Raw genomic sequence first — 20,766 nt, forward strand, 5'->3', positions numbered from 1 at the left:
GCGTTTCCGCGTGAGAAGCTTAGTGCTTCTCGGCCGGGGCAGCGGCGGCGTCGGCGGCCGGAGCAGCCGGAGCGGCAGCGGCGTCGGCGGCGGGAGCGGCAGCGGCGTCGGCGGCCGGAGCAGCGGCCGAAGCGTCGGCAGCGGCGGTCGCGGCGGCGTCAGCCGGAGCGGCGGCCGGAGCTTCCGTGGTGGTTTCGGCGGCGGCTTCGGTCTTCTCTTCCGGCTTGTTGCAAGCGGCGACGGAGAGAGCGGCGACGGCGGCGCCGGCGACGAGCATCTTGCGGAGCAGTTCGGAGGTCATATCCCTGGTTCCCCTGATCGGAGTGTCAAAACACCCGCGGGCCTTTGCGGAGTCCCCGGGCGCGAGTCAGGAATATGCCGCGCTTCGGGCCTCGGGCAAGCCCTTTATTCACGCATCCGTGATCACTTTTTTCATCTTTCCGATTCCGGCCGGACCGGCGGAAAGACGCGGTGATCAGGCCTCGTTCGGGATCGCGTTGAGGGCCTCTTCCAGCTCCAGGAAGCTGGGCTGGGCGCCGGACGGAACGCTGCCGCGGCCGATCTCGACGGAGATCTGGGCGGCGTTGCCGTGCAGGTGGGCCACGAGGACCGACTGGATGATCTTGTAGAAGGAGCCTTCCTCCTCGGTGACTTCCTTCATGCGGGTCGCCATCGGACCCACCAGGCCATAAGCCAGGAACACGCCCAGGAAGGTGCCGACCAGGGCCGAGCCGATCATCTCGCCCAGCACTTCGGGCGGCTCGGTGATCGCGCCCATGGTCTTGATGACCCCCAGCACGGCGGCCACGATGCCCAGCGCCGGCAGGGCGTCGGCCAGGTTCTGCAGCGCGTGCGGCGGCCCCATCGCCTCGTGATGGTGCTTCTCGAGCTGCTTCTCCATGGCGTCCTCGACCTGGTGGGGATCCTCCAGGTTCATGGTCATCATGCGCAGCGTGTCGCAGATGAAGTCGACCGCGAAGTGGTCCTTCATGATCTTCGGGAACCTCGAGAAGATCGTGCTCTCCTTCGGGTTCTCGATGTGGCTCTCGAGCGCGATGACGCCCTTGGACTTCATGGTCTTGGTCAGCAGGAACAGCAGGCTCAGCAGGTCGCGATAGTCGGAGGCCTTCCACTTCGGCCCGCCGAACACCTTGGAGAAGCCCGACAGGGTGCCCTTGATCACCGGCATGGAGTTGCCGATCAGATAGGCCGCCACGCCGGCACCGCCGATGGCCATCATCTCGTGAGGGAGGGCGTGCATGATCACGCCCAGGTTGCCGCCTGAGATCAGGTAGCTGCCGAACACCAGGGCGAACAGCAGCACGATGCCGATGATCTGAAACATACTTCGCGGGTCCCCGTAGTCTTCGGGAACATGGGCGTTAATGCTTAATGGGCGGTGAGCGGCTTTCGGGTTTGCGCGCCCGCGGCGGGCGTCCTAAGCGAAAGGCATGTCCGCTCCGCCCGCCCCCCAACGCGACCTCTCCAAGCGGGCGTTCACGATCATCTTCGGCGTCTCCCTGGCGACGGCGCTTGGCAACACCGGTCTGATCAGCGTGCTGCCGGCCATCGGCCGCTCGATCGGCATCCCGGACCCCATGGTGGCGGCGGTCTTCTCGCTCTCGGCGCTCCTGTGGGCCCTGTCCTCCCCCTGGTGGGCGCGGGCGTCGGACCGCTATGGTCGCAAGCCGCTGATGCTGGTGGGACTGTCGGGCTTCATGGTCTCGATGATCGCTTGCGGCTTCGTGGTCAGCGCCGGCCTCCGCCACCTGGCCGCTCCCCTGGTGATCTTCGTCCTCTTCCTGTTCGCCCGGGCCCTGTTCGGCCTGTTCGGCGCGGCCTCGAACCCGGCCACCCAGGCCTACGTCGCCGAGCGCACCGCGCCGGAGAAGCGGACCCAGGCGATGTCCAGCCTGGCCGGCGCGTTCGGCCTGGGCACGGTGATCGGGCCGTTCCTCGCGCCGCTGTTCATCTTCCCGATCCTGGGCCTGGCCGGGCCACTGTTCAGCTTCGCCCTCATCGCGGCGGTGATGCTGTTCGTGGTCTGGCGCTACCTGCCGGAGGGCAAGGTCGATCCGGAGGCTGCGCGCCCGCGCCGGCCGGTGATCGCCGGGGCCAAGCGGGACACGCCCATGTGGCGCGACCCGCGGGTGACGCCGTTCCTGATCTACGGCTTCGTGGTCGCCGTCTGCCAGACGGCCCAGGCCCAGACACTCGGCTTCCTGATCATCGACAAGCTGAACTTCACGCCGACCCAGGCCCAGGGCTTCATCGCCATCGCCATGATGTTCGGGGCCGTGGCCGGCCTGCTGGCCCAGTGGGGCATCATCCGGATGTTCGAGATGACGCCCCGCCAGCTGCTGCGGTGGGGCGTGGCCGTGGCGGCGCTCGGCAACCTGATGGTGGCCCTGTCGCCCGACTACTGGACCGTGGTGGCCGGCTACGCGGTCTCCAGCCTCGGCTTCGGCTTCGCCCGACCGGGCTTCACCGCCGGCTCATCGCTCGCCGTCGACATGGGCGAGCAGGCCCGCGTGGCCGGGGCGATCGCGGCGGTGAACGGGGTCAATGTGGTGCTCGCGCCGTTTTTCGTCTGGCTCTACCAGCACTCCAACCCGGCGCCCTTCCTGCTGAACATGGCGCTGATGCTGGGGATGCTGGTCTACGCCTTCCGCAACAAGCAGCTCCGCAACGCCGACCCGAAGCCCGCCACGCGCGCCGACACGGCCATCGCCACCCTGGAAAAGCAGGACGAGGGCGGCGCGCCCTAGCTGGCGGCGCTGGCGGCCTGGGCCTCGCTCTTCAGCCGCTGCACCATTTCCGGTGAGAGATAGCCGTCGGCCACCAGGCCGCGGGCCTTCTGCCAGTTCCGGAGCGCCGTGCGCGTGCCCATGCCGACCACGCCGTCGGGCTGGCCGGGATCGAAGCCCAGCGCCGCCAGCGCCCGCTGGGCGGTCATCCGGTCGGCCAGGGACAGGGGCGTTTCGGCCGGCCACGGCTTCACGAGGTCGCTCTGGCCGCCGATGCGGTCCGCCAGCAGCCCGACGCCGAGCGCATAGGCGATGGAGTTGTTGTACTTGCGGATCGCGAAGTGGTTCGGGAACAGCAGGAAGACCGGGCCTTGCGCGCCCGTCGGCGCCACGAGCTGGGCCTTGGCCGAGAGATCGGCGTCGGTCCAGGGCAGGCCGTCGGCGCGCCGGACCCCCCGCTCCACCCACCAGGCCGGCGTCTCGCGCGGGCCCTCCGTCAGGCTCCAGTCGAAGCCGTCGGGCACGGTGACCTCCCGCGCCCAGCTCTGGCCGCGCACCCAGCCCGCCTTGGAAAGCAGGTTGGCCGCCGAGGCCAGGGCGTCGGCCGGCGAGGCCCAGATGTCGCGCTTGCCGTCGCCGTCGTGGTCCACGGCGGTGGACGCGAAGGTCGTGGGGATGAACTGGGTCTGGCCCATGGCCCCGGCCCAGGAGCCGCGCAGGCGCGAGCGCGCGTGCTCGCCGGACTCGATGATCTTCAGCACGGCGATCAGCTCGCCCTCGGCCCAGCTCCGCCGCCGGCCCTGGGCGGCCAGGGTGGCGAGCGAGCGGATCACGTCGTAGTCGCCCTGGATCGCGCCATAGCCGCTCTCCAGCGCCCACACGCCCATGAGGATCTCGCGCGGCACGCCGTAGCGCTGCTCGATCCGGTCGAAATAGGCCTCGCTCCGGCGCTGCTGGCCCATGGAGACCCGGCCGCCGGTGACCACGCCCTTCAGGTACTCCGAGATCGGCTTGGAGAACTCGGGCTGCCGGCTGTCGAGGTTGCCCACGCGGGGGTCGGGGGTGAGGCCCTTCAGCTCGCGGTCGAGCACGGCGCGGGAGACGCCCGCCTTCGCGGCGCGGCCGTAGAACTCCGCCGCCCAGGCGTCGAAAACCTGGTCGCCGGAGACCACCGGCGGGGTCACGGGCTGCGGGGCGGGCGCGGGCGCGACGACCGGCGGCGGCGTCACGCTGGGCGTCGGCAGGAGGGCCTTGTTGGCGGGGCTCGCGCACCCGGCCAGGACGTACAGGGCGAGAAGATAGCGACGGCGCATCATGACCTTATCTAGTGAGCCGCGAGTCGGCGCCCAGTCACAACGGCGTCAGGGGCCAATGCGTTGACTCAGGCCCAGCCTGCCCGTATATGCGCCCGCTCTCTTGTTGAACCAGGACGCCGCGCGTCCGCGCACGCCCGAGAACAGGTCATGAAGGTCAGAAGCTCGCTCAAGTCGCTCAAGACTCGCCACCGCGACTGCAAGCTCGTGCGCCGCAAGGGCCGGGTGTACATCATCAACAAGACGGACCCGCGCTTCAAAGCCAAGCAGGGCTAAGCGCGCCGGCCGATGCCCCAGGCGGTTGGCCCCAAGGCCGTTGTCTGGGATTTCGGCAACGTCATCGTGCGGTGGAACCCCCGCACGCTCTACCAGAAGATCTTTCCCGATCCGGCCGAATGCGACCGGTTCCTGAGCCACGTCTGCACCATGGACTGGCACATGGCGCACGACCGCGGGGAGAGTTTCGAGACCAACATCGCGGCCCTCGTGCAGAAGCATCCCGACCACGCGCCGGCGATCCGCGCCTGGCGTGAGCGCTGGTGGGAGATGTTCTCCGGCCCCATCCCCGAGACCGAGGCCGCCATCGAGGCCCTGCACGTCCGCGGCGTGCCCCAGTTCGGCCTCTCCAACATCCACCAGGACACCGTCGAGGGCACCTACGCCCTGAGCCCGGCCTTCGGGCGGCTCAGAGACGCCATCATCTCCGGGCGGGAGCGGCTGACGAAGCCGGACCCGGCGATCTTCCGCCTGGCGGCCGAGCGGTTCGGCTATGCGCCGCAGGAGCTGCTGTTCGTGGACGACAGCGCCAAGAACATCGAGGCGGCCCGCGAGCTCGGCTTCGACGTCCATCACTTCACCGACGCGGCGGCCCTGCGGCCGGCGCTGGAGGCCCGCGGCCTCCTCTAGCCCGGGCCGGCGCGGACCAGCTCGAAGAACTCCTGCCGCGTGCGGGGGTCGTCGCGGACCTCGCCCAGGAGGTGGCTGGTGGTGAGCCGTGAGCCCGGCGTGTTCACGCCCCGCATGGTCATGCAGCTGTGTTCGGAGACCAGCACCACGCCGACCCCCTTGGGCTGCAGGATGTCCTGGATCGCCTCGGCGATCTCGGCGGTCAGCTTCTCCTGGATCTGCAGCCGCCGGGCGAAGCCGTTGACGACCCGGGCGAGCTTGGAGATCCCCACCACCCGGTTGGCCGGCAGGTAGCCCACGTGCGCCTTGCCCAGGAACGGCAGCATGTGGTGCTCGCAGAAGCTCACCACGCGGATGTCCTTCAGGATCACGAGCTCGTCGTAGCCGCCCACCTCCTCGAAGGTGCGCGCCAGGTACTCGCGCGGGTCCGTCTCGTAGCCGGCGAAGAGCTCGCGGTAGGCCTTGGCGACCCGCTTCGGCGTCTCCAGCAGGCCCTCGCGGGTGGGGTCGTCGCCCGCCCATTCGATGAGGGTGCGGACGGCGGCTTCGGCGTCCTGCTGGGTCAGTGGGCGTTTGTCTCCGGCCATCGGCTGCCTCCGCGTCGATGCGTCTCAATGGTCGGGCTTCGGCAAAGGTTCAAGCGACGGATGACACGGGGCCGGCCGGTGGCTAGGTTCCGCCGCTTTCCGAACCCCCGAGATCTGTGAGAGGCTCTCCCCCATGGCCGACGACGCCGCCGACGCCCACCCCGACGTGCTCAACCAGGCGGCCCAGGGCCAGCTGAAGAGCATCATCGAGCGCGTGGAACGCCTTGAGCAGGAGAAGTCCGAGATCGCCGAGCAGATCAAGGAGGTCTTCGCCGAGGCCAAGGGCAACGGCTTCGACGTCAAGGTGCTGCGCAAGGTGGTCCGCATCCGCAAGCAGGACCGCGCCAAGCGCATGGAGGAAGAGGCGATCCTCGACCTCTACCTGTCTGCGATCGGAGAGATTTGAAGCGCAAGGCGCCACCTTCGCCCTTCGAGGCGCAGCGGGCGGCCGCCAAGCGCGCCGCCCTCAACGCCCTCAAACGCGCCCGCCGGGCCGCCGAGAAGGCGGGCGTCGAGCTCTCCGACTGGGAGGGCGAATTCCTCGGCAGCGTCGCCGAGCGCGTGAAGACCTACGGCCGCGCCTTCGGCGACCCGGAGAAGGGCGCCCGCGGCGAGGCGCTCTCCATCATGCAGGCGGTCAAGCTCAAGGAGATCGCCGCCAAGGCCAAGGGCGAGAAGAAGCCCATGAGCCGGGGCAAGGGTTTCCGGCGCAAGCCGAAGGATGCCGAGGGCTAGGTCAGCCCTGGGCCGCCACCTGCTCGACCACGTCCTCCAGCCCCTGTTCCTTGACCTTGCGATAGAGGGTGGAGCGGCCGATGCCGAGGCGGCGGGCCACCTCGCTCATGTGGCCGGCGTAGATGCCGATGGCGAGCTGGATCAGGTCGCGCTCGATCTCCTCCAGCGTGCGCAGGTGTCCGCGCTCGTCGAGGATGCGCACCGGCGCATCCTTTGGCATCTCGGCGACCAGTTGCTCGGCGGTCGGCAGGGTCTGAGGTACGGCCGTCGCCACGGGTTGCACGAGCGCTTCCGGCGGCGGTGCGGCGACGCCCGAGATGGCGGGGAAGTCGTGGGGCGCGAGGTACGGCGCGTCGGAGAGCACGATAGCCCGGTAGACGGCGTTCTCCAGCTGGCGGACGTTGCCCGGCCAGTCGAAGGCGGTGAGGAAAGCCATGGTCTCGGGGGCGGCGCCCACCACCGACTTGCCCTCCTCCACGTTGAACCGGCGCACGAAGGCGTCGACCAGGGCCGGAATGTCCTCCTTGCGCTCGCGGAGCGCCGGGGCCTCGATCGGGAAGACGTTCAGGCGGTAGAAGAGATCCTCGCGGAAGCGGCCCTCGGCCACGGCCTGGCTGAGGTCGCGGTTGGTGGCCGAGACGATCCGCACGTCGACCTTGATGGAGCGCTTGGAGCCGATCGGATCGATCTCGCTCTCCTGCAGGGCGCGCAGCAGCTTGACCTGGATGTCGAGCGGCAGCTCGCCGACCTCGTCCAGGAACAGGGTGCCGCCACTGGCCTCCTGGAACTTGCCCAGGTGCTTGTCGGTGGCGCCGGTGAAGCTGCCCTTCTCGTGGCCGAACAGGATCGACTCCACAAGGTTTTCGGGGATCGCGCCGCAGTTGACGGCCACGAACGGCTTGCCGGCGCGCTCGGACGAGCCGTGCACGGCGCGCGCGATCACTTCCTTGCCGACCCCGCTCTCGCCGGTGATCAGGATGGGGATGGAGGACTTGGCGGCCCGCTCGCCCAGCCGCTTGACCATGGTCATGGCCGGCGAGGCGCCGATCAGGTCGTCGAAGGTGGCCCGGCCCGTGGCGTGCTTCTTCAGCCGGTCCACCTCGCCCTTCAGGGCGCCCATGGAGAGCGCATTGCGGATCGAGACGATGATCCGCTCCGGCGCCGCCGGCTTGACGAAGAAGTCGATGGCGCCGCCCTGCATGGCCTGCACGACGGTGTCGATGCCGCCGGTGGCGGTCACCACGATCACCGGCTGGTTGAAGCCGCGCGCGCGCATCTCGGCCAGGGTGTCGTGGCCGGAGATCCCGGGCATGACGAGGTCGAGGAGGACGACGTCGGCCTTCACGCCGGCGCCCAGCTTCTTGATGGCCTCGTCGCCGCTCTCGGCGTGGGTCACCGCGAAGCCTTCGCGCTCCAGGACAGCCTGGATCAGGCGGCGCTGGGTCGGGTCGTCATCGACGACGAGGACCGTCTTGGACATTGGAAAACACCCACCTCAATCGGACTCTCGTCTCTTCTGGACGATGCTCTTCGTGGCCCGAATTGATACAGGCGGGGGGTAAAGGCCGAGTTTCGGAGACCCGAATCAGGGGTTAACGAGACCGTCGGCCGCAGCGATGGTTTCGAGGCCCGACGAGAGCGGCGGGGACGGCGGGGGTTCGGTCGCGAACGCGGCCGGTGCTTCGGCGGGCGCCTGCAGCGCGATCTGCTCCGCCGGGGCGGCCTCGACCGCCGAGGCGGGAGCGCCCTGGGGTTCGGCGGCGGCGATGGTCTGGGCCGCGTCGCCCTCGCAGTCCGACCGCAGCATGCCCTTGAGATAGCCGCGCCGGGCCCAGCCGGCCATCGCGGCTTCGGCGAGTTCCCGCTCCTTGCGATCCACGCCGGTGAGCACCCGGAAGATCTCCCGGTGCGGGATCAGGCTGCGCACGCCCTTCATGAGCAGGTTGCCGGCCTGGGCCTTCTTCACGCTCGGCTCGTCGGCGTCCGGGCCCAGGATCTGGTCCAGGGCGGCGAGCTCCTGGTAGGCGGTCTCGCACGCCGGCGCGGCGGGCGGGGCGTAGGGATCGGCCTTGGCCTTCTTCAGGAGCTCCGGGACGTCCTGCGCGGTGAGCCCCAGGCCCTCCTGCTGGCCGGGCTTGATCTCGGCGGCCGCAGGCGCAGCGAGCGCGGCGGCGCCGGTCGCCACGAGGGCTGCGATCAGAGGGGCGGCTCGCCGATTCATCGGCTCGGGATCTCCACGCAAGGACGCTCCTAAACACGTGAAAGGGCGAAGCGGTTCACGGCCGGGCTTGGCGCGGCGCGCGAACCAAACGGGGCCTTGGCGAGTTGGAGCGGCGCCAGGGGGGCCTCGCGTCGGGGGACGACACGAGAAGGAGAGACCCCATGACCAAGCACAACCGGACCGCCATGCTCGCGGGCGTGGCGCTGGCGATGAGCGCCGGCGCCGCCTCCGCCCAGGCCTGGATGTCGATCAACGAGCGGCAGGCCCGCCTGGACGAGCGGATCGAGGCCGGCATGCGCTCCGGCGACCTGTCGCAACCCGAAGCCATGTCGCTGCGGGCGGAGTTCCGCGACCTGATCAACCTGGAGGCCCGCTACCGGGCCGGCGGCCTCTCGGCCTGGGAGCGTCAGGACCTCGACCGGCGCTTCGACCAGCTCTCGATGCGCATCCGCTACGACCGCACCGACCGCGAGCGCGGCTGGTTCGGCGGCAGCGGCTGGATGGACGAAGGCGGCCGCTGGGTGCCGGTGGAGCGGCGCAAGGCGCAGCTGGAGCGCCGCATCGAGCAGGGCCTGCGCAACGGCCAGCTGACCGCCGGCGAGGCCGCCCGCTTGCGGGCGGAGTACCGCGCCGTGGTGCGGCTGGACATGCGCTACCGCCGCGGCGGCTACTCCACCTGGGAGATGGCCGACCTCGACCGCCGCTTCGACGCGCTGGCGGCCCGCATCCGCTGGGAGCGCCGGGACGGCGACCGCTACGGCTACTATCGACGCTAAGCATGACGGGAGCTCCGGAGCACGGCTCCGGGGCTCCCCCCCGCCGCCCCGGTTGACGTTGGGGCGCGCTTGCCCGGCCCGCCGCTCCGGGCCTAACGTCGCCTCAAGGCCGACAAAGGCCACGGGGAGGCGAGATGCGGATCATCACCCTTGCGGTCGCGCTGGCGCTGTCCGGCGCCCTGGCCGCCTGTCAGAAACCGGCGGCGACGGGCCAGGTCGACGGGGCGCGGATCGCCGCGGCCGACGCCAACGCCGAGTGGCTCTCCTACGGCAAGGGCTACTCCGAGCAGCGCTTCAGCCCGCTCGACCAGGTCAACACCGCCAATGTGGGTCAGCTCGGCCTTGCCTGGTACGCGGAGTTCGACACCGACCGCGGCCAGGAGGCGACGCCGCTGGTGGCCGACGGGGTGCTCTACACCACCACCGCCTGGTCCAAGGCCTATGCGTTCGACGCCAAGACCGGCAAGCAGCTCTGGGCCTTCGACCCGAAGGTGGAGGGCGCCAAGGGCTTCAACGCCTGCTGCGACGTGGTCAACCGCGGCGTCGCCCTGTGGAAGGGCCGCGTCTATCTCGGCACCATCGATGGCCGGCTGATCGCGCTGGACGCCAAGACCGGCCAGCCGGTCTGGTCGGTGCAGACCACCGACACCTCCAAGCCCTACACCATCACCGGCGCGCCGCGGGTGGTGAAGGACAAGGTGCTGATCGGCAACGGCGGGGCCGAATACGGCGTGCGCGGCTACATCGCCGCCTATGACGCGGCGACGGGCAAGCAGGTCTGGCGCTTCTACACGACCCCCAATCCCAACGGTCAGCCCGACGGCGCGGCCTCCGACAAGGTGATGGCCGAGAAGGCCGCGGCCACCTGGTCCGACGGGGAGTGGAAGCGGACCGGCGGCGGCGGGACGGTGTGGGATTCCATCGCCTATGATCCGACCCTCGACATCGTCTACCTGGGCGTCGGCAACGGCACGCCGTGGAACCACCAGCGGCGCTCGGGCGGCAAGGGGGACAACCTCTTCCTGTCCTCGATCCTGGCCCTGAAGCCCGACACCGGCGAGTACGTCTGGCACTACCAGACGACGCCGGCCGAGAGCTGGGACTACACCGCGACCCAGCACATCATGCTGGCCGACCTGAACATCGGGGGGCAGCCGCGCAAGGTGCTGATGCAGGCGCCGAAGAACGGCTTCTTCTATGTGATCGACCGGGCCACGGGTCAGCTGCTGTCGGCCAAGAACTACACCAACATCAGCTGGGCGACCGGCGTCGACCCCAAGACCGGCCGGCCGATCGAGGCGCCCAACGCGCGCTACGGCCAGGGCCCGGCTCTGGCCATCCCCGGCCCGCTCGGGGCGCACAACTGGCAGCCCATGGCCTATAATCCGAAGGCCGGGCTGGTCTACATCCCCACCAACGTCACCCCGTTCGCCTACACCGACGACAAGGGCTTCACCTACAAGGACGGGGCGTGGAACGTCGGGGTGGACTTCCTGACCAACGCCCTGCCGACCGACGAGGCGACGCAGAAGGCGGTGGCCTCGATGATCCGCGGCGCCCTCGTGGCCTGGGACCCGGTGCAGCAGAAGGCGGTCTGGACCGTCGAGCACCCCTACTTCTGGAACGCCGGTGTGCTTTCGACGGCGGGCGGCCTGGTCTTCCAGGGCGCGGCCCAGGGGGAGTTCGTGGCCTATGACGCGGCCAAGGGCGCCAAGCTGTGGACCTACAAGACCGGTAACGGGATCATCGCCGCGCCGATGAGCTACCAGATCGACGGCGAGCAGTACGTGGCCGTGATGGTGGGCGCCGGCGGCGGCGGGCAGATCTCGGCCCCCGGCTTCATGCCCCAGCGACCGAGGCTGCCGGGCCGGCTGCTGGTCTTCAAGATCGGCGGCAAGGCGACGGCCCCGGCGTTCAATGTGCCCGCCCAGCCGGAGATCGACCTGACGGGCGTCAGCTCGTCCGGCGACGTGCAGCACGGCTTCGCGGTCTTCCACCAGCACTGCCAGGTCTGCCACGGCCCGAACGCGGCCGGCGCCTGGCTGCCCAACCTGCGCGCCTCGCCGATGCTGGCGAACGCGGAGAACTGGAAGGGCGTGGTGATCGACGGCGTGCTGGCCCCCCGCGGCATGGCGAGCTTCTCCCGCTTCCTGACGCCGAAGGACGCGGAAGACGTGCGCGCCTACGTCATCCAGGAGGCGAGGAACGCCTCCGCGGCCCCGGCCACGGCGCAGGGTTCTAGGACGCCCGCGCCGCCGCCGAAGAGCTAGCTAGGGCAGCACCGTCGCAAACTGGTCGGCGATCCAGTCGGCCTGGGCGTCGGTGAGGATCAGCGGCGGGGCGATGCGGATGGTGTGGTCGTGGGTCTCCTTGGCCAGGAGGCCGCGCGCCTGCAGCGCCTCGCACACCCGCCGCGCGCCGCCGGCCTCGGGGTGCAGCTCCACGGCCAGCATCAGGCCGCGGCCGCGGACCTCCTTGACGCCATCGGCCTCGATCGCGGCGAGCGAGGCCCTCAGGCGCTCGCCCACCCGGGCGGCGTTCTCGATCATGCCCTCCTCGGTCAGCACCCTCAGCGCGGCCCGCGCCACCGCGCAGGCCAACGGGTTGCCGCCGAAGGTGGAGCCGTGCTCGCCCGGGTGCAGGACCGACATGACCTCCGAGTTAGAGAGCACGGCCGAGACCGGATAGAAGCCGCCCGAGAGCGCCTTGCCGATCAGGGTGAGGTCGGCCTCGATCCCCTCGTGCTCCTCGGCGAGCAGCTTTCCGGTGCGGCCCAGGCCGGTCTGGATCTCGTCCAGGATCAGGATGACGTCGTGCTTCGTGCAGAGCTCCCGGGCGCGCTTCAGGTAGCCGGCCGGCGGGATGATCACGCCGGCCTCGCCCTGGATCGGCTCGACGAGGAAGGCCACGGTGTTGGGGCCGATCGCCTGCTCGAGCGCGTCGGCGTCACCATAGGGCACGACCTTAAATCCCGGAGCGAAGGGGCCGAAGCCGCCGCGCGAGCCCGGATCGGTGGAGAAGCCCACGATGGCCACGGTGCGGCCGTGGAAGTTGTCGGCGGCGACGATGATCTCGGCCTGGCCCTCGGGCACGCCCTTGACCTCATAGCCCCACTTGCGCGCGACCTTGATGGCGCTCTCGACCGCCTCGGCGCCCGAGTTCATCGGCAGGGCCTTGTGCGACTTGGTCAGCGCGCAGAGCTCCTCGTAGAAGGGCGCGAGCTGGTCGTTGCGGAAGGCGCGCGAGGTGAGCGTCAGGCGCGACGCCTGGGCGACCATGGCCTCCAGGATCTTCGGGTGGCAGTGGCCCTGGTTCACGGCCGAATAGGCCGAGAGACAGTCCATGTAGCGGTTGCCGTCCACGTCCCAGACGTAGACGCCTTCGCCGCGGGTCAGCACCACGTCGAGGGGCTTGTAGTTCTTGGCGCCGTAGAGGGCCTCGGTGGCGATCAGGTCGGCGGCGATCGAGCGTTGCAGGGTGATGTCGTTCATCGGTCTGACCCTCTATTCGGCGGCGATGGCGGAAGCTTGCGGGACGCTGGTCCGGTCGAGGCGCAAGGTCATGCAGTAGGCGGCCCCGCCGGACAGGATGAACGGGGAGAGGTCCACCTCGACGAGCTGGTAGCCGCGCTGCTCAAGCCGGGCGCGCAGCGCCGGCGGCGCCTTGGCCATGATGATGGTGCGGTCGAGGTTCACCGCGTTGACGCAGAAGGCGGCGGCGTCCTCGTCGGTCGCCTCGATGCGCAGTTCCTCCGGCACGCGGGCGCGAATCTCGGCGAGCGCGGTCTCGGTGAAGGCGGGCGGGTAGTAGAGCACCTCGCCGCCGGACAGCGGGCAGAAGCAGGTGTCCAGGTGGTAGTAGCGCTCGGAGGCGAGCTCCAGCGGGACCACCTCCTGGCCGAAGTAGCCCTGCACGACGGCGAGCGAGCCGCGGCTGGAGCGCGGGCCGTAGCCGGCCCAGAAGAGCTGCCGGCCGAGGTCCCAGATCGCGTCGCCCGCGCCCTCGTGGAACAGGCCCTCGGGCAGGTCCATGACCTCCTGGACCACGCCGCGCTTCGTCAGCTTGCAGAAGGCGGAGCGGAAGATCGCCTCCTCGCCCTGCCGCTCCGGATGTCGGAAGCGGGCCAGCAGGACCTTGCCGTCGAGCACCACCGCGGCGTTGGCCGGGAACACGAGGTCGGGCAGGCCGCGGGCGGCCTCCACCATCTCGACACGCGCGCCGGCGGCCTTCAGGGCGGCCTTCAGCCCGCCGGAGGCCGCCTTGGCGGCGGCGAGGCAGCCGTCGCGGTCGGCGCGCCAGGCGGTCGGCTTCATCCAGGGATTGATCTGGTAGCAGACCTCGAAGTGACCCGGGTCGGTCATGAGGAAAAGCGCCATACGAACCCTCCAGCGATGGACCTCCAGAGGGTCGCCCATGGTTGCGCTAGCGAAAAGCGCACAAGGTGCTACTCTTCGGCAGATCATAATGCAGAGTGTCAGGTATGGCTGTCGAATTGCTCGACGAGCTGGACCGGAAGCTGGTCGCCCTCCTGCGGGCCGATTCGCGCCAGCCCGCGTCCTCGCTCGCAGCGGCGCTGAGGGTCAGCCGCGGCACGGTGCAGAACCGGATCGAGCGGCTCTTGGCCCGCGGCGTGATCCAGGGTTTCACCATCCGCACCCGGCCGGAGCTCGAGGCCAACCGGGTCCGCGCCATCATGTGCATCGCCATCGAGGGCGAGAGGTCCGGAGCGGTGGTGAAGGCGCTGAAGGGTTTCCCGGAGGTGGCGGCCATCCACACCACCAACGGCCGCTGGGACCTGGTGGCGGAGCTCGACACCGAGAGCCTGGCCGAGTTCAGCCGCACCCTCGACCAGATCCGCATGCTGGAGGGCATCGCCTCCACGGAGACCTCGATCCTGCTGGCGACCCAGAAGTTGTAGCGCGCCTCCTCCCGCTCCGCGGGCGGATGGACTACATCCGGGCCATGAACGCGCCCGTGAAGCCCGAGACCCTGCCGCAGTGGCGGCTGGACGACCTCTACACCGACCGCGAAGACCCGCGCATCGAGGCCGACCTCCACCGGGCCCGGACGGCCAACGAGGCCCTGGTGGCGCTGAAGGGCCGGTTCGTGGCGAGCCGCGCGGACGCCGCCGGCCTGGGCCGCCTGCTGGACGAGGGGATCGGCCACTACGAGGCGGCCACCAACGGCCTGTGGAGCGTCGCCTCCTACGCCTCCCTGGCCGCCTCGGTGGCCCGCGACGACCCGGCCTGGGCGAAGTTCGAGGCGGACCTGCGGGCCCGCGCCTCCCAGATCGCCGCGGAGAGCCTGTTCTTCACCCTGGAGATCAACCAGCTCGAGGACGCCGAGATCGAGGCGGCGCTCGAGGCTCATCCGCCCGCCGTCCGCTGGCGACCATGGATCCGCCGGGTGCGGCTGGCGCGGCCGCACGAGCTGTCGGCGGAGCTGGAGCGCATGCTGGTGGACCGCGCGCCCGCAATCGCCAACTGGGCGCGCCTGTCCGACGAAACGCTGGCGAAGCTGACCGCCCGGGTGGGCAAGGAGACGCTGACGCTCTCGGAGGCGCTGAACCGCCTCTCCAGCCCCGACCCGGCCCAGCGAAAACAGGCGGCCATGGCGCTCTCCAAGGCGCTCGGGGACCGCGCGACCACGCTGGTGCTCTGCCTCAACACCCTGGCGTTCGAGAAGCAGGTGGAGGACCGCTGGCGGAAGTATCCCGACCCCGCCGCCGCACGGCATCTGGCCAATGAGGTCGACGCCGCCTCCGTCGAGGCCCTGGAGCAGGCGGTGGTGGAGGCCTATCCGTCGGTCAGCCATCGCTACTACCGGCTGAAGGCGCGCGTCATGGGCCGCGAGGCCCTGGACCATTGGGACCGCAACGCCCCGCTCGATACCGCGCCGCCCAGGCTCTACGGCTGGGATGAGGCCAAGGGGCTGGTGCTGGAGAGCTTCGCCGACCTGGCCCCGAAGTTCGCGGACGCGGCCCACACCTTCTTCAACCAGCCCTGGATCGACGCCCGGCCGCGGCCTGGCAAGCAGTCGGGCGCCTATTCCCATCCGGTGACCGCCGAGCGGCACCCCTACGTCTTCATGAACTACATGGGCGAGCGGCGCGACGTGCTGACCCTGGCCCACGAGCTCGGCCACGCGGTCCACCAAACGCTCTGCCAGCCGCTGGGGACGCTGCTGGCCGACACCCCGCTGACGCTCGCCGAGACGGCCTCGATCTTCGGGGAGGGGCTGGTCTTCGAACGGCTGCTCGCGGCCGCCTCGCCCGAGGAGAAGCGCGGCCTGCTGGCGGGCAAGATCGAGGACGCGCTGAACACGGTGGTGCGCCAGATCGCCTTCCACCGCTTCGAGACCCGCTTCCACGCCGCGCGCCTGGAGGGCGAGCTGTCGCCGCAGGAGATCGGCGGCCTTTGGCTGGAGGTGATGGGCGAGAGCCTTGGGCCCGCGATCCGGCTCAACCGGGGCTATGAGCACTACTGGGGCTACATCAGCCACTTCGTGCACTCGCCGTTCTACGTCTACGCCTACGCGTTCGGGGACCTTCTGGTGCGCGGCCTGATGGAGAAGCGGCGGGAGGATCCGCAGGGCTTCGCGCCGCTTTACGAGGCCCTCCTCGCGGCCGGCGGGACGAAGACCTATGTGGAGGCCCTGGCCCCGTTCGGCCTCGATCCGCGCCAGAAAGCGTTCTGGGCGGCGGGCATGAAGCAGATCGAGCGGCTGGTGGACGAGTTCGAGACCCTGGTCCCGGAGAAGTGAGCGCTGCACGCGATCTCCACATGACGTCGATCAAGGCTGCGGCGCCGCAATGCCACGAAATGAACCCTTCGCGCGTTCGAGGGACCGAGGGCGAAGGCTGAGGTATCCCGGAGTATGATTTTGAATCGAGAGCGGCGCGCGAGCATCCGACTGGCCGCCGTGGCTGTCGCCCTGCCCATCGCGCTGACAGGGGCGGTGCTGCACGCCCAGGAGCCCGCCGCGCCCCCCGCGGCCGCTCGCGCGGCGCTGCCCGCGCTGACGCCCGCCCAGCAGGAGCTGGCGCTGCGGGTGCTGCGCGACGCCGACGCCCACGGGCTGCAGCCGAAGGACTACCTTCCCGCCGGGGGAACTCCGGACAGCGCCGCGATCACCTCGGGCCTGTTGCGCTACGCCCATGACGTGCGCGTGGGGCGGATGGAGCCCGGCGAGTTTCCGAAGATGTGGGGCGTGCGGCCGGCCGCCTATGACGCCGCCCCGGAACTGGCCCAGGCGCTGGCCGCCGATCGGCTGAAGCCGTGGCTGGACAGCCTCGCGCCGCCGTATTCGGGTTACGCCGGCCTCAAGCGGGGCCTGCTGAAGTACCGCGAGATCGCCGCGGCCGGCGGCTGGACGGCCGTGCCCGAGGGCGCGCCCCTGAAGCTCGGCGTCACCGATCCGCGCGTCCCCGCGCTGCGGGCCCGGCTGGCGGTGGAGGACCCGCAGGTTTCGGCGGGCTCCGGGGAGACCTTCGACGAGCCCCTGCACCAGGCGGTGCAGCGCGCCCAGCGCCGCTTCGGCATCGAGCCCGACGGCGTGGTCGGCCCCGGCACCCTTCGGATGTTGAACCAGCCGGTTGGACAGCGGGTGCTGCAGATCATCGCCAACATGGAGCGCTGGCGCTGGATGCCGCGCGAGATGCCGGCGGACCGGGTTCAGGTGAACTCCGGCGCGGCCATCGTCACCCTGTTCAAGGACGACCGCCCGGTGCTGTCGATGAAGGCGGTCTCCGGCAAGCCCGGCGACGAGACGCCGATGCTGCAGTCGGCGATCCACAGCGTGGTGATCAACCCGCCCTGGAACGTGCCGAGCAGCATCGCGAACGAGGAGCTGTGGCCGAAGGAACGCGCGAGCCCGGGCTATCTGTCGCGCAACGGCTTCCGCGTGATCACCAACGACGACGGGTCCAAGCGCCTGCAGCAGCGCTCGGAGCAGAGCGCGCTCGGCCGCTACAAGTTCGACTTTGACAATCCGTTCGCCGTCTACCTGCACGACACCCCGACGAAGGCGACCTTCGAACGCTTCGCCCGCCAGGCCAGCCACGGTTGCGTGCGGGTGGAGAAGCCCAGGGAGCTCGCGGAGGCCCTGCTCGCAGGGGACGCGGAGTGGACGCCCGAGCAGATCGCCACGACCCTAGACAGCGGCAAGACCGTGCGGGCGCGCTTGCCGACGCAGGTGCCGGTCTTCATCCTCTACTGGACCACGTTCGCCGGCGCCGACGGCCAGATGCACTTCCGCTCCGACCCCTACGACTGGGACCGCGAGCTGCTGCGCCGGGTGGGCGTTCTGGCGACGCCGAAGAAGACCGAAGAGGCCTGACCGATGCTTAGAGTGGTGCTGTGGATCGCGGCGGCGTGCGCCGTGCTGCTGCTGGCGCTGGCCCTGACGCGCGGCGCACGGTTCACGTCCGAACCTGCGGAGAGGGCGCCTGCCGAGGTGGTCGCGCCGGCTGCGGAGGACCAGGCGGTCCCGGCCGCCGCCACGGCGCCTGAGCCCGCGTCACCCTCGCCGCCGCCCCCGCCCATCGACGACCAGGTGGCCGAGGATGCCGCGGCCGTGGGCATGACCACCCGGGAGCCGCAGGACGAGGCCGCTCCGGAGGCGCCGCCGCCGGAGCCCGCCGCCGAGCCCGTGCCCTAGGAGCCCGACCACCGGCGCACACGGCCGGTGTCCACGTGGACGAAGTTGGAATTGGGATAGTACCCGACGCCGCCGGCCGACACGTCGAGCGCGGCCTTGTGCAGGTGGGTGAGCTGGAGGCCTTCAATGCGCACGTCGACGGCCTTGCCCAGCGTGTGCTGGCTTTGCGAGGCGACGCCCTTGCTCTTGGCGTGCAGCATGGCGTTGGTCTTCGGGGACCGGTAGCCGGAGATGATCTGGAAGGGACGGTTGGTTTCCAGGCGGGTGTTGATGGCGTGCAGGGCGTCGAACAGGCCCGGCTCCATCATGTGCTCCTCGCCGGTGCGCCAGTCGCGCAGCACGCGCATGGCCTCGGCAAGCGCCTGGGGCACGTAGCGGCCGTTTTCGAAATAGACCGCGTTGAAGCGGTCGCCGGTGTGCAGATTGTGCAGGATCGCCCGCCGCGGGCTGTCACCGAGGGCGCTCGCCCAGGCCGGCATGGCGAGGCTGGAAAGCGCGGCCGCACCACCCAGGCGCAGCGCCTCGCGGCGTCCGATCAGTGTCTGCATTGCTGGAACCCCGACGACAGCTACGCCTCTGAAGATGCCGTCTGAGGTTAGAATATCAAGCTAAACAGCCCGTTGCTGCGACAAGCCGCCTCAGGCAAGCAGGCTCGCGAGCACGAAGAGCACGCCCGTCAGCAGGGCGAGCGCGATGATCCCGGCCGTCCATCCGAAAACGGTTTCGCGGTTGTGGTAGCGCCAGCTGCGGTAGGCGCGACGCAGGGTCTTGCGCTTCTGCCCCCGGATCTCGAGCTGCGGCATGCGCGGCTTGCGGGGGCGTGGGTTCGGCTCTGTCACGTAGGCGGTTTGGGTCATGGGCGTTGTCTCCCCCCACGAACGACCGCGGCCGCTGGTTTCTTCCGCTGTTCCTCCAAGCTTGCCATTTTTCAAACGCCCGTTAGACCCGATGGCGATGTCCGACGACTTGACCGAGGTCCAGGCCGCCGTCGTGCCCGACGGCTACGAAATCAACCTCTGGCAGCGGGGGTTCGGCCGCACGGTCGGGCCGTTCTACTCGCGGCGCGAGGCCGATGGCCGCGAGACCATGGCGTTCCGCGTGGAGGAGCACCACGCCAACGGCATGAACAACTGCCACGGCGGCATGCTGATGAGCTTCGCCGACATGGCCTGGGGCCGGGTGATCTCCAGCCAGCGCTCGATCGGCTGGGTCACCGTGCGGCTGATGACCGACTTTCTTTCCGCCGCCCGCATGGGCGACTGGGTCGAGGGGACCAGCGAGATCGTGTCGGAGGGGGACGACCTCTTCACCGTCCGTGGCCGGATCTGGTGCGGCGACCGGACGCTGATGACCGGCACCGCCGTCTACAAGGGCATCCGCCAGGTCCGGAAGGCGCCGGCGGAGCGCGACGTTCTGGGGATCGCATGATGGCCGACGAAGCGGGACAGGCGTCGAAGGCCGACGCGCCGGAGAAGGAAACCTACGACGACCGGCCGTTCCACTCCGACAACCTGCCGCCGGAGGTCCGCGCGCCGCTGGAGGCGTTCAAGGGCGAGGAGCCGCCGGCCCCGCAGTGGTTCCGCGACGCCATCGCCCAGGCGCCGGAACGCAGCTTCGTGGAGAGCCTGGGGACCCGGCTCGAGGCGCTGACCTGGGGCGAGCGCGGCAAGCCTGGCCTGCTGCTCGTGCACGGAAACAGCGCGCATGCCGACTGGTGGAGCTTCATCGCCCCGTTCTTCGCCGCCGACTACCGCGTCACCTCCATGTCGCTCGCCGGCATGGGCGCCTCGGACTGGCGCGAACGCTACGCCTTCACCGACTTTGCCGAGGACGCCGAGGCGGTGGCCCGCGCCACGGGGCTCTACGAGGGCGGGGTGAAGCCGGTCTACATCGGCCACTCGTTCGGCGGCGGCCAGGTGTTCTTCGCCGCCGCGCGCAAGCCCGAGCAGATGCGCGCGGCGATCCTCGTGGACACCGGCTTCGGCGGACCGCCGCCGGAGGTGCTGGCCGAGCGGCAGAAGCGGATGGAGCAGGTCCGCAACATCCCCACCGTCGACCGGCCCAGCCGCGTCTATCCGACGATCGAGGCGGCCCTGGCGCGTTTCCGGCTGATGCCGCCGCAGCCGGCCGGCAACGCCTTCGTGGCCGACTTCATCGCCCGCCGCTCGCTGAAGCGCGCGCCGCTGCCGGACGGCTCGGGCGAGGGCTGGAGCTGGCGCTTCGATCCCAGCATGTGGGAGAAGCTCGACCGCACCGGGATGATGCCCGAGCAGGGGCTGCGGATCGTGACCCCGATGGTGCACATCTACGGGGCCCAGTCGGTGATCATCCAGCGCCGCAAGAGTGGCGAGGCCTCGTTCTTTCCCAAGGACATGCTGGAGGTGGAGATCCCCGATTCCCACCATCACATCATGATCGACCAGCCGCTGGCCCTGGTGGCGGCGATCCGCGCCCTGCTGGCGGCCTGGCCCGCGACCAGCCCAGCTTGAGCGGCGCGGCGGTCTCGTGTAGCAACCCGCCCGACTTCCCTTCACGCAAGAGAGACAGCCTTCGATGGCCGACGCCACCACCGACTACCACCGCGGCGCGATGGACATCAGCGAGCAGACGTCGACCTACAACCTGGTGATGGGCATCACCAAGTGGGGCTCGCTCGCCACCGCCGCCCTGGTCCTGTGGCTGACCGTGTGGTTCTGCACGGACGCCGGCTTCCTGGGCGCGGTCATCTCGGCGGTGGTGCTGATCGCCGCCGGGGTCTTCCTCCTGCGCGACAAGAAGGGCGGGGCTCACTAGCTCCGCTTTCAGCAAAGCTGAGGGCGCCGT

At 70.1% G+C, this 20,766-nt stretch carries 24 protein-coding genes; 14 read left to right on the forward strand and 10 right to left on the reverse strand.

Annotated features, from left to right (window positions below; all coding sequences use genetic code 11):
* Positions 1 to 19: 19 nt before the first annotated feature.
* Positions 20 to 301, reverse strand: a complete 282-nt coding sequence (locus tag VM685_RS08930; RefSeq protein WP_325459792.1) for a hypothetical protein — start codon at positions 299 to 301, stop codon at positions 20 to 22.
* A gap of 174 nt (positions 302 to 475) precedes the next feature.
* On the reverse strand, positions 476 to 1,345 hold the full coding sequence (gene motA, locus VM685_RS08935; RefSeq protein ID WP_325459793.1) for a flagellar motor stator protein MotA: 870 nt from the start codon (positions 1,343 to 1,345) through the stop codon (positions 476 to 478).
* Positions 1,346 to 1,451: 106 nt separating this feature from the next.
* On the opposite strand from motA, the gene VM685_RS08940 reads away from it, so the two are divergent.
* The gene (locus tag VM685_RS08940; protein WP_325459794.1) at positions 1,452 to 2,768 is read left to right on the forward strand and encodes an MFS transporter; all 1,317 of its coding nucleotides are present in this window, start codon (positions 1,452 to 1,454) and stop codon (positions 2,766 to 2,768) included.
* Here VM685_RS08940 and VM685_RS08945 read toward each other — a convergent pair.
* On the reverse strand, positions 2,765 to 4,060 hold the full coding sequence (locus tag VM685_RS08945) for a lytic murein transglycosylase (RefSeq protein ID WP_325459918.1): 1,296 nt from the start codon (positions 4,058 to 4,060) through the stop codon (positions 2,765 to 2,767). The two genes, VM685_RS08940 and VM685_RS08945, sit on opposite strands and share 4 nt — an antisense overlap.
* Positions 4,061 to 4,210: 150 nt before the next feature.
* Between VM685_RS08945 and ykgO the strand changes: the two genes are divergently transcribed.
* Both ykgO and VM685_RS08955 read left to right on the forward strand, forming a co-directional pair.
* Positions 4,211 to 4,336: a type B 50S ribosomal protein L36 gene (ykgO, locus tag VM685_RS08950; RefSeq protein WP_111513452.1), complete on the forward strand. Its 126-nt coding sequence runs from the start codon at positions 4,211 to 4,213 to the stop codon at positions 4,334 to 4,336.
* 12 nt (positions 4,337 to 4,348) lie between these two features.
* Positions 4,349 to 4,966 carry an HAD family phosphatase gene (locus VM685_RS08955; protein WP_325459795.1) on the forward strand — a complete coding sequence of 206 codons (618 nt, stop codon included), beginning with the start codon at positions 4,349 to 4,351 and terminating at the stop codon, positions 4,964 to 4,966.
* On the opposite strand, the gene folE is transcribed toward VM685_RS08955, so the two are convergent.
* Complete coding sequence (folE, locus tag VM685_RS08960; protein ID WP_325459796.1) at positions 4,963 to 5,553, reverse strand: GTP cyclohydrolase I FolE; 591 nt, start codon at positions 5,551 to 5,553, stop codon at positions 4,963 to 4,965. The two genes, VM685_RS08955 and folE, sit on opposite strands and share 4 nt — an antisense overlap.
* A 133-nt stretch (positions 5,554 to 5,686) precedes the next feature.
* On the opposite strand from folE, the gene VM685_RS08965 reads away from it, so the two are divergent.
* Both VM685_RS08965 and VM685_RS08970 read left to right on the forward strand, forming a co-directional pair.
* Entirely contained in the window at positions 5,687 to 5,959 is a 273-nt protein-coding gene (locus VM685_RS08965; protein ID WP_325459797.1) for a DUF2312 domain-containing protein, read from the forward strand.
* Positions 5,956 to 6,288 (forward strand): hypothetical protein, encoded by a 333-nt coding sequence (locus VM685_RS08970; protein WP_325459798.1) that lies wholly within the window; start codon positions 5,956 to 5,958, stop codon positions 6,286 to 6,288. Before VM685_RS08965 ends, VM685_RS08970 begins: the two co-directional genes overlap by 4 nt.
* A gap of 1 nt (position 6,289) precedes the next feature.
* Here the strand turns inward: VM685_RS08970 and VM685_RS08975 are convergent, their stop codons facing one another.
* Together VM685_RS08975 and VM685_RS08980 are read right to left on the reverse strand one after the other, a co-directional pair.
* Positions 6,290 to 7,768: a sigma-54 dependent transcriptional regulator gene (locus tag VM685_RS08975; protein ID WP_325459799.1), complete on the reverse strand. Its 1,479-nt coding sequence runs from the start codon at positions 7,766 to 7,768 to the stop codon at positions 6,290 to 6,292.
* 105 nt (positions 7,769 to 7,873) lie between these two features.
* Entirely contained in the window at positions 7,874 to 8,509 is a 636-nt protein-coding gene (locus VM685_RS08980; RefSeq protein ID WP_325459800.1) for a hypothetical protein, read from the reverse strand.
* Between the two features lie 161 nt (positions 8,510 to 8,670).
* Here VM685_RS08980 and VM685_RS08985 point away from each other — a divergent pair, with 161 nt between their 5' ends.
* Positions 8,671 to 9,285 carry a hypothetical protein gene (locus VM685_RS08985; RefSeq protein WP_325459801.1) on the forward strand — a complete coding sequence of 205 codons (615 nt, stop codon included), beginning with the start codon at positions 8,671 to 8,673 and terminating at the stop codon, positions 9,283 to 9,285.
* 134 nt (positions 9,286 to 9,419) lie between these two features.
* Positions 9,420 to 11,555, forward strand: coding sequence for a PQQ-dependent dehydrogenase, methanol/ethanol family (locus VM685_RS08990; RefSeq protein WP_325459802.1), 2,136 nt, complete (start codon positions 9,420 to 9,422; stop codon positions 11,553 to 11,555).
* Here the strand turns inward: VM685_RS08990 and rocD are convergent, their stop codons facing one another.
* Together rocD and VM685_RS09000 are read right to left on the reverse strand one after the other, a co-directional pair.
* Entirely contained in the window at positions 11,556 to 12,776 is a 1,221-nt protein-coding gene (gene rocD / locus VM685_RS08995; RefSeq protein ID WP_325459803.1) for an ornithine--oxo-acid transaminase, read from the reverse strand.
* Between the two features lie 12 nt (positions 12,777 to 12,788).
* Positions 12,789 to 13,661, reverse strand: a complete 873-nt coding sequence (locus VM685_RS09000; protein ID WP_325459804.1) for a dimethylarginine dimethylaminohydrolase family protein — start codon at positions 13,659 to 13,661, stop codon at positions 12,789 to 12,791.
* A 104-nt stretch (positions 13,662 to 13,765) separates the two neighbouring features.
* Here VM685_RS09000 and VM685_RS09005 point away from each other — a divergent pair, with 104 nt between their 5' ends.
* The 4 genes from VM685_RS09005 to VM685_RS09020 all read left to right on the forward strand — a co-directional run bounded on the left by VM685_RS09005 (position 13,766) and on the right by VM685_RS09020 (position 17,943).
* Positions 13,766 to 14,203: an Lrp/AsnC family transcriptional regulator gene (locus VM685_RS09005; protein ID WP_325459805.1), complete on the forward strand. Its 438-nt coding sequence runs from the start codon at positions 13,766 to 13,768 to the stop codon at positions 14,201 to 14,203.
* Positions 14,204 to 14,247: 44 nt separating this feature from the next.
* A complete protein-coding gene (locus tag VM685_RS09010; RefSeq protein ID WP_325459806.1) occupies positions 14,248 to 16,047 on the forward strand; it encodes a M3 family oligoendopeptidase in 1,800 nt (599 codons plus the stop codon).
* A gap of 114 nt (positions 16,048 to 16,161) precedes the next feature.
* Positions 16,162 to 17,622, forward strand: coding sequence for a L,D-transpeptidase family protein (locus VM685_RS09015; protein WP_325459807.1), 1,461 nt, complete (start codon positions 16,162 to 16,164; stop codon positions 17,620 to 17,622).
* Between the two features lie 3 nt (positions 17,623 to 17,625).
* Complete coding sequence (locus VM685_RS09020) at positions 17,626 to 17,943, forward strand: hypothetical protein (protein ID WP_325459808.1); 318 nt, start codon at positions 17,626 to 17,628, stop codon at positions 17,941 to 17,943.
* On the opposite strand, the gene VM685_RS09025 is transcribed toward VM685_RS09020, so the two are convergent.
* A complete protein-coding gene (locus VM685_RS09025) occupies positions 17,940 to 18,491 on the reverse strand; it encodes a YcbK family protein (RefSeq protein ID WP_325459809.1) in 552 nt (183 codons plus the stop codon). The genes VM685_RS09020 and VM685_RS09025 overlap by 4 nt on opposite strands.
* Positions 18,492 to 18,581: 90 nt before the next feature.
* Positions 18,582 to 18,800 carry a hypothetical protein gene (locus tag VM685_RS09030; protein ID WP_325459810.1) on the reverse strand — a complete coding sequence of 73 codons (219 nt, stop codon included), beginning with the start codon at positions 18,798 to 18,800 and terminating at the stop codon, positions 18,582 to 18,584.
* A gap of 97 nt (positions 18,801 to 18,897) precedes the next feature.
* Between VM685_RS09030 and VM685_RS09035 the strand changes: the two genes are divergently transcribed.
* The 3 genes from VM685_RS09035 to VM685_RS09045 all read left to right on the forward strand — a co-directional run bounded on the left by VM685_RS09035 (position 18,898) and on the right by VM685_RS09045 (position 20,736).
* The gene (locus VM685_RS09035; RefSeq protein ID WP_325459811.1) at positions 18,898 to 19,371 is read left to right on the forward strand and encodes a PaaI family thioesterase; all 474 of its coding nucleotides are present in this window, start codon (positions 18,898 to 18,900) and stop codon (positions 19,369 to 19,371) included.
* Entirely contained in the window at positions 19,368 to 20,432 is a 1,065-nt protein-coding gene (locus VM685_RS09040) for an alpha/beta hydrolase (protein WP_325459812.1), read from the forward strand. Before VM685_RS09035 ends, VM685_RS09040 begins: the two co-directional genes overlap by 4 nt.
* Before the next feature lie 64 nt (positions 20,433 to 20,496).
* Entirely contained in the window at positions 20,497 to 20,736 is a 240-nt protein-coding gene (locus tag VM685_RS09045) for an aa3-type cytochrome c oxidase subunit IV (RefSeq protein ID WP_325459813.1), read from the forward strand.
* Positions 20,737 to 20,766: the final 30 nt, after the last annotated feature.

Source organism: Phenylobacterium sp., from assembly GCF_035539035.1.
In the GTDB taxonomy this organism is placed as follows: Bacteria; Pseudomonadota; Alphaproteobacteria; order Caulobacterales; family Caulobacteraceae; genus Phenylobacterium.

Excerpts from the sequence above, each read along its gene's own strand:
- VM685_RS08930 (WP_325459792.1), bottom strand. The coding sequence starts at position 301 with ATGACCTCCGAACTGCTCCGCAAGATGCTCGTCGCCGGCGCCGCCGTC.
- motA (WP_325459793.1), bottom strand. The coding sequence starts at position 1,345 with ATGTTTCAGATCATCGGCATCGTGCTGCTGTTCGCCCTGGTGTTCGGC.
- VM685_RS08940 (WP_325459794.1), top strand. The coding sequence starts at position 1,452 with ATGTCCGCTCCGCCCGCCCCCCAACGCGACCTCTCCAAGCGGGCGTTC.
- VM685_RS08945 (WP_325459918.1), bottom strand. The coding sequence starts at position 4,060 with ATGCGCCGTCGCTATCTTCTCGCCCTGTACGTCCTGGCCGGGTGCGCG.
- ykgO (WP_111513452.1), top strand. The coding sequence starts at position 4,211 with ATGAAGGTCAGAAGCTCGCTCAAGTCGCTCAAGACTCGCCACCGCGAC.
- VM685_RS08955 (WP_325459795.1), top strand. The coding sequence starts at position 4,349 with ATGCCCCAGGCGGTTGGCCCCAAGGCCGTTGTCTGGGATTTCGGCAAC.
- folE (WP_325459796.1), bottom strand. The coding sequence starts at position 5,553 with ATGGCCGGAGACAAACGCCCACTGACCCAGCAGGACGCCGAAGCCGCC.
- VM685_RS08965 (WP_325459797.1), top strand. The coding sequence starts at position 5,687 with ATGGCCGACGACGCCGCCGACGCCCACCCCGACGTGCTCAACCAGGCG.
- VM685_RS08975 (WP_325459799.1), bottom strand. The coding sequence starts at position 7,768 with ATGTCCAAGACGGTCCTCGTCGTCGATGACGACCCGACCCAGCGCCGC.
- VM685_RS08980 (WP_325459800.1), bottom strand. The coding sequence starts at position 8,509 with ATGAATCGGCGAGCCGCCCCTCTGATCGCAGCCCTCGTGGCGACCGGC.
- VM685_RS08985 (WP_325459801.1), top strand. The coding sequence starts at position 8,671 with ATGACCAAGCACAACCGGACCGCCATGCTCGCGGGCGTGGCGCTGGCG.
- VM685_RS08990 (WP_325459802.1), top strand. The coding sequence starts at position 9,420 with ATGCGGATCATCACCCTTGCGGTCGCGCTGGCGCTGTCCGGCGCCCTG.
- rocD (WP_325459803.1), bottom strand. The coding sequence starts at position 12,776 with ATGAACGACATCACCCTGCAACGCTCGATCGCCGCCGACCTGATCGCC.
- VM685_RS09000 (WP_325459804.1), bottom strand. The coding sequence starts at position 13,661 with ATGGCGCTTTTCCTCATGACCGACCCGGGTCACTTCGAGGTCTGCTAC.
- VM685_RS09005 (WP_325459805.1), top strand. The coding sequence starts at position 13,766 with ATGGCTGTCGAATTGCTCGACGAGCTGGACCGGAAGCTGGTCGCCCTC.
- VM685_RS09010 (WP_325459806.1), top strand. The coding sequence starts at position 14,248 with ATGAACGCGCCCGTGAAGCCCGAGACCCTGCCGCAGTGGCGGCTGGAC.
- VM685_RS09015 (WP_325459807.1), top strand. The coding sequence starts at position 16,162 with ATGATTTTGAATCGAGAGCGGCGCGCGAGCATCCGACTGGCCGCCGTG.
- VM685_RS09020 (WP_325459808.1), top strand. The coding sequence starts at position 17,626 with ATGCTTAGAGTGGTGCTGTGGATCGCGGCGGCGTGCGCCGTGCTGCTG.
- VM685_RS09025 (WP_325459809.1), bottom strand. The coding sequence starts at position 18,491 with ATGCAGACACTGATCGGACGCCGCGAGGCGCTGCGCCTGGGTGGTGCG.
- VM685_RS09030 (WP_325459810.1), bottom strand. The coding sequence starts at position 18,800 with ATGACCCAAACCGCCTACGTGACAGAGCCGAACCCACGCCCCCGCAAG.
- VM685_RS09035 (WP_325459811.1), top strand. The coding sequence starts at position 18,898 with ATGTCCGACGACTTGACCGAGGTCCAGGCCGCCGTCGTGCCCGACGGC.
- VM685_RS09040 (WP_325459812.1), top strand. The coding sequence starts at position 19,368 with ATGATGGCCGACGAAGCGGGACAGGCGTCGAAGGCCGACGCGCCGGAG.
- VM685_RS09045 (WP_325459813.1), top strand. The coding sequence starts at position 20,497 with ATGGCCGACGCCACCACCGACTACCACCGCGGCGCGATGGACATCAGC.